This is a genomic window from Chryseobacterium sp. IT-36CA2 (genome assembly GCF_949767875.1).
Taxonomy (GTDB): domain Bacteria; phylum Bacteroidota; class Bacteroidia; order Flavobacteriales; family Weeksellaceae; genus Chryseobacterium.
Genome location: NZ_CATKPG010000007.1, coordinates 1 through 4,951, shown reverse-complemented (window position 1 = coordinate 4,951; position 4,951 = coordinate 1). Strand labels below are relative to the sequence as shown.

The following is a 4,951-nucleotide window of genomic DNA, read 5'->3' as shown; positions in this document are numbered from 1 at the left end:
ACTTGCCGGGCCTACATCATTCTGTTCCCAGCAGTAAGTAAGTGGATTGTTATCTATATCTGAGGCAGATCCTTCTAATCTGAAAGGTGTACTCTTAGGAATTGTATAATCACCTCCCGCATTTACAGTAGGCGCAAAATTGTTGGAAGGAATAGTCACCTGACATGTTGTTGACTGAACTTTTGTCGTAATAGACTGATATGATTTGGTATGGAAGATAGCAATACTGTTGGCTGCAAGGTTATTGACACTACCGCAAATTCCGGCATAAGCCATAATTGTAATACCACTTCCCGGTTCTACAGCATTGGCCGCACTACGGTTTCCTCCTCCACAGCTTCCTGTAGTAGCATTAAAAGTATGTGGACCTCCAAACTGGTGCCCAACTTCATGAGCTACATAATCAATATCGTAAGGATCCCCTACAGGGTTAGGTGAACCTGTTATTCCTCTTCCTTTATTTGAATTATTACAAATTACTCCTAATCCGGCCAATCCACCACCTCCGGTACTGAAGGTATGCCCTACATCATAATTGGCATTTCCTATCAATAAATCAATTTGAGTCTGGCTTTCATTAATCAGGGTATTGGCATTATTATTTCCAAGAAACGGATCTGTAGTAGCATTGGTAAAGACTACATTTACTTCGTTATCCACTAATACTAATCTTGAAGCTACTTCCTGCTCATACACTCCGTTTACTCTGTTTACAGAAGTTACAATTGCTGAAAGTGTCTGTGCTACAGTAGGAGTAGCTGTACCCGTTGCTGCTACTGCGTATTCTCCTGTACATGCAACAGCCAGTCTGAAAACTCTAATTTGAGTTCCTACGCTTGGAGCCGTAGTTTTTTGAGCGTTTTTTTTTCCTAGCGCCGTATCGTCCTCGTCATTTACTCCACAAGATCTCGGATTTTTATCAATCAGATCACTTTTCTTGTAAATGATATAATTGTTTACATCCAGTTTTGCATAAGGATCAATATAGGTATCACCAGCTACCACAGATTTGATCTGTGCATGGAATCCCAATTCTGTAAAATCAAGCTTTATGGTAGCATATTTATCATCAATTCCCTGGCCTGTAAAGGTAACAATCTGAGGAAACTGACTTGCTAGTCCTGGAGCCATCACTGAAGATTTCCAGATTCTGAACTTTGCTTTCGAACCGTCCGGCATTGGCAGAACAATAATCGGAGCATTATCTTTACGGTCACTGTCTTTTAATTCCGGAACAGAATTAAAATAACTTTTCATTCCAGCCACGTCCAATGTGTAGGTCATTGACTTTTCCGGTTGTACTGTCCTGTTTTTAGGATCTGCTTTAATGGACCTCTCACTGATTACCGTAAAAAAGTCCTGGGCTTTCCCTGAGGAAATGGATATCACAAATATCCCCAAATAAAATAATTGTCTAATTTTCATATATAATGGTATGTAATTTTTACTATTCTAATTAATAAGACCAAAAACTAAAAAATAATTAGTTAAAGGTTAATAATTCAAATAATCTGGAATTATAAAATTAGTTAAATTAATCCAATTATCACATATGAAAATTCAAAAAAAAGCAAAGTTCTCTTGCAAAAAAAACAACGATCCTGCTACTATAAAGCATCACACTCAATAAATATTTTTCTTTTTTTTCTTTTCCGTAAAATAACTGATTTTATAGACTTTTCGTTTTGATTATCTTTGGCATGAAAAATATCAACATCATTCCAAAATTTATTAAAAACAAAAAAATAGAAACTTAAAAACTATGAAAAAACTCATCTCAATTCTCCTATTTTCATTAACATTTGGATTAATGAATGCTCAGGAAAACTTTGAAGTATCAACACTGCGAATTGGACCATTTAAGGTATTCATGCCCAAGGTTGAAGCCGAAAAGATAGCAGGAACAAAACTGATCAATTCTAGCGGTGAAAAGAAAAACATGGTAAAATATAATGGAGAAATCATACAGATTGATCTTTTTGATAATTATATTAATGAAGCCAATCCCAGTGTTCCTTCCGTTACCTATATGACCACTTCGAGTAAAAAATTTAAGACCAAAAGCGGAATCGGGGTTGGAAGCACAAGGGATGATCTGATCAATGCTTATAGAAATTATGCTAACTTCAGTGTACGTCCGGACTGGGACTCTAATGGCAAACCGATTAAAGATACCGGTTATTTTAATCTTGAAGACAGCCAGGCAGGAACATTGTTAAGTTTTAAATTTGTTAATAATATTGTGACAGAAATTTCCGTTTACCTGAATGAAGGCTGTTAAAAGCGGGAAAATATTCAAATTAATCAAAATCCGGGTTTTTACATCCGGATTTTTGCATTTCCATAAGCCGGTAAAAAATTGTAAATTCGCATGCAAATAAATCAGATATAATGAGTAAAAGTATTGAAGAGTTAAAAACTCTTACTACGCAGATCAGAAGAGACATTTTAAGAATGGTTCACGCTGTAAATTCAGGACACCCGGGTGGTAGCTTAGGTTGTACAGAGTTCTTTACAGCTCTTTACGGAAAGGTAATGAACTATAAACTTCCTTTCACAATGGAAGGCAAAAATGAGGATCATTTTTATCTATCAAACGGACATATTTCTCCGGTATTCTACTCTACTTTAGCGAGATTCGGCTTCTTCCCGGTAGAAGAACTGAGTACTTTCAGAAAATTAGATTCAAGATTACAGGGTCACCCAACTACTCACGAAGGTCTTCCTGGGATCAGAATCGCTTCAGGTTCTCTTGGACAAGGACTTTCTGTAGCACTTGGAGTAGCTCAAGGTAAAAAATTAGATGGTGATCAGTCTCTTGTTTACTCTCTTCACGGAGATGGTGAGCTTCAGGAAGGTCAGATCTGGGAGGCATTGATGTATGCTTCTGCTAAAAAGGTAGATAATATCATTTCTACTATTGATTACAACGGACGTCAGATTGATGGAGATACGGATGATGTATTAAGCTTAGGAAATCTTCATGCTAAATTGGAAGCATTCGGATGGATTGTTTTGGAAGAGAAAAACGGTAATGACCTTGAAGCTGTAATTGCAATTCTTGAGAAAGCAAAAACAGAAACAGGAAAAGGGAAGCCTGTAGCAATCCTTCTTCACACAGAAATGGGTTACGGAGTAGATTATATGATGGGATCTCATGCTTGGCACGGTAAAGCTCCTAATGATGAGCAGTTGGAAACAGCATTCAAGCAATTATACCTAGAAGCTCCGGCTGATTATTAATTATAAATGATAAATTATTATTGGTAAATGATACCCGTAGAACTTTATAATATTGTTAATCCGCTATCATCTATCAATGATCAAAAACTTTAGTAAAAATGAAATATACATATACAGAAAAAAAGGACACTCGTTCAGGATTCGGAGCAGGATTAGCAGAACTGGCGGACAAAAATCCTAATGTAGTAGCACTTTGTGCAGACCTTATCGGTTCTTTGAAAATGGAGAAATTCATTGAGAAGGCTCCTGAAAGATTCTTTCAGATTGGTATTGCAGAAGCAAACATGATGGGAATTGCTGCTGGTCTTAGCATTACAGGAAAAATTCCTTTCACAGGAACTTTCGCTAACTTCTCTACTTCAAGAGTATATGATCAGATTCGTCAGTCTATCGCTTATTCTAACAAAAATGTAAAAATCTGTGCATCTCACGCAGGTCTTACTTTAGGAGAAGATGGAGCTACTCACCAGGTTCTTGAAGATATCGGTATGATGAAAATGCTTCCTGGTATGACAGTGATCAATACTTGTGACTACAACCAGACAAAAGCAGCTACCTTAGCTATTGCAGATTTTGAGGGTCCTGTATATTTAAGATTCGGAAGACCTGTAGTTCCTGTTTTCATTCCGGAAGACATGCCTTTCGAAATCGGAAAAGGAATTATGCTTCAGGAAGGTACTGATGTAACAATTGTGGCAACAGGACACCTTGTATGGGAATCTCTTGTAGCTGCGGATGAGCTTGAAAAAGAAGGTATTTCTTGTGAGGTTATCAACATTCACACAATCAAGCCTCTTGATGAAGAGATCATTTTAAAATCTGTTGAAAAAACAGGTAAGATTGTAACTGCTGAGGAGCACAACTACCTTGGAGGTTTAGGAGAATCTGTTGCAGGAATGCTTGCTAGAAAAAGACCTACAAAACAAGAGTTCGTGGCAGTAAATGATACTTTCGGAGAGTCTGCAACACCAGCAGAGCTTATGAAAAAGTACAAAATTGATTCTACTGCAGTAAAAGAAGCTGTAAAGAGAATTTTAGCTTAATATAAGCTATTTTATATAGATAAAACTCGGCAGTTTCTTCGAAACCGCCGAGTTTTTTTTATTATTGTGTATAGACCACCCCGTCAAAAATTCTTTGAATTCTTGCCACCCCTCCAGCAGAAGGGAGTGGTTATACCTCAATTCTTCATCGTATTAGTTTTTACCCTTCTTATTTATTATTCTTCCTTATTCAGGGGAATTCCTACGGCAATCAGAACGGGAAACAGTATTTTTTCTACATATTCATCTTCTCTTTTACTGGAAGCTTTTAACCCTGAAAAATAATTACTGATTCTATAGTTTTTTCACAAACTGATAAAGTGTTTTCCCGTAGCCTTTTCCGCACGTGTCATTATGAATGAAAAGCATTTCCAGATGAGGAAGGTAATCTCTTGGAATGGCCTCTTTGAAATAATTGAAATCCTCTTCGGCAAGAAAATCGTGTGTTGCTTTTACAGCTGATTCCCATATTTCCATAATTCTCGGATAATCTTCTGCTGTAGCCAATCTGATATTCTGTGACATGATTTTAATTTTAAACAAAAATAGAGAAAATAGAGAAGAGATGCCAGCAGTAATAAATTTGAACTATAGGAATGATTGGATATTAATCATTAAGTTTTTTCATCCATAAGTAAATATCTTCTTCAGAAGGGATGTTTAGT

Annotated in this window: 5 protein-coding genes; 3 read left to right on the top strand and 2 right to left on the bottom strand. The window is 36.6% G+C overall.

Going from position 1 to position 4,951, the window contains the following annotated elements; translation table 11 throughout:
* On the bottom strand, positions 1 to 1,425 hold a 1,425-nt coding region (locus tag ACM6F9_RS00830; RefSeq protein ID WP_414843985.1), incomplete at its 3' end, for a reprolysin-like metallopeptidase.
* A 337-nt stretch (positions 1,426 to 1,762) separates the two neighbouring features.
* Between ACM6F9_RS00830 and ACM6F9_RS00825 the strand changes: the two genes are divergently transcribed.
* The 3 genes from ACM6F9_RS00825 (at position 1,763) to ACM6F9_RS00815 (ending at position 4,286) form a co-directional block, all read left to right on the top strand.
* Entirely contained in the window at positions 1,763 to 2,281 is a 519-nt protein-coding gene (locus ACM6F9_RS00825; RefSeq protein WP_414843984.1) for a hypothetical protein, read from the top strand.
* Positions 2,282 to 2,358: 77 nt separating this feature from the next.
* Positions 2,359 to 3,243: a transketolase gene (locus ACM6F9_RS00820; RefSeq protein WP_228406948.1), complete on the top strand. Its 885-nt coding sequence runs from the start codon at positions 2,359 to 2,361 to the stop codon at positions 3,241 to 3,243.
* 98 nt (positions 3,244 to 3,341) lie between these two features.
* Positions 3,342 to 4,286, top strand: a complete 945-nt coding sequence (locus tag ACM6F9_RS00815; RefSeq protein WP_414843983.1) for a transketolase family protein — start codon at positions 3,342 to 3,344, stop codon at positions 4,284 to 4,286.
* A 294-nt stretch (positions 4,287 to 4,580) separates the two neighbouring features.
* On the opposite strand, the gene ACM6F9_RS00810 is transcribed toward ACM6F9_RS00815, so the two are convergent.
* Positions 4,581 to 4,811 carry a hypothetical protein gene (locus ACM6F9_RS00810; RefSeq protein ID WP_414843982.1) on the bottom strand — a complete coding sequence of 77 codons (231 nt, stop codon included), beginning with the start codon at positions 4,809 to 4,811 and terminating at the stop codon, positions 4,581 to 4,583.
* Positions 4,812 to 4,951 lie beyond the last annotated feature (140 nt).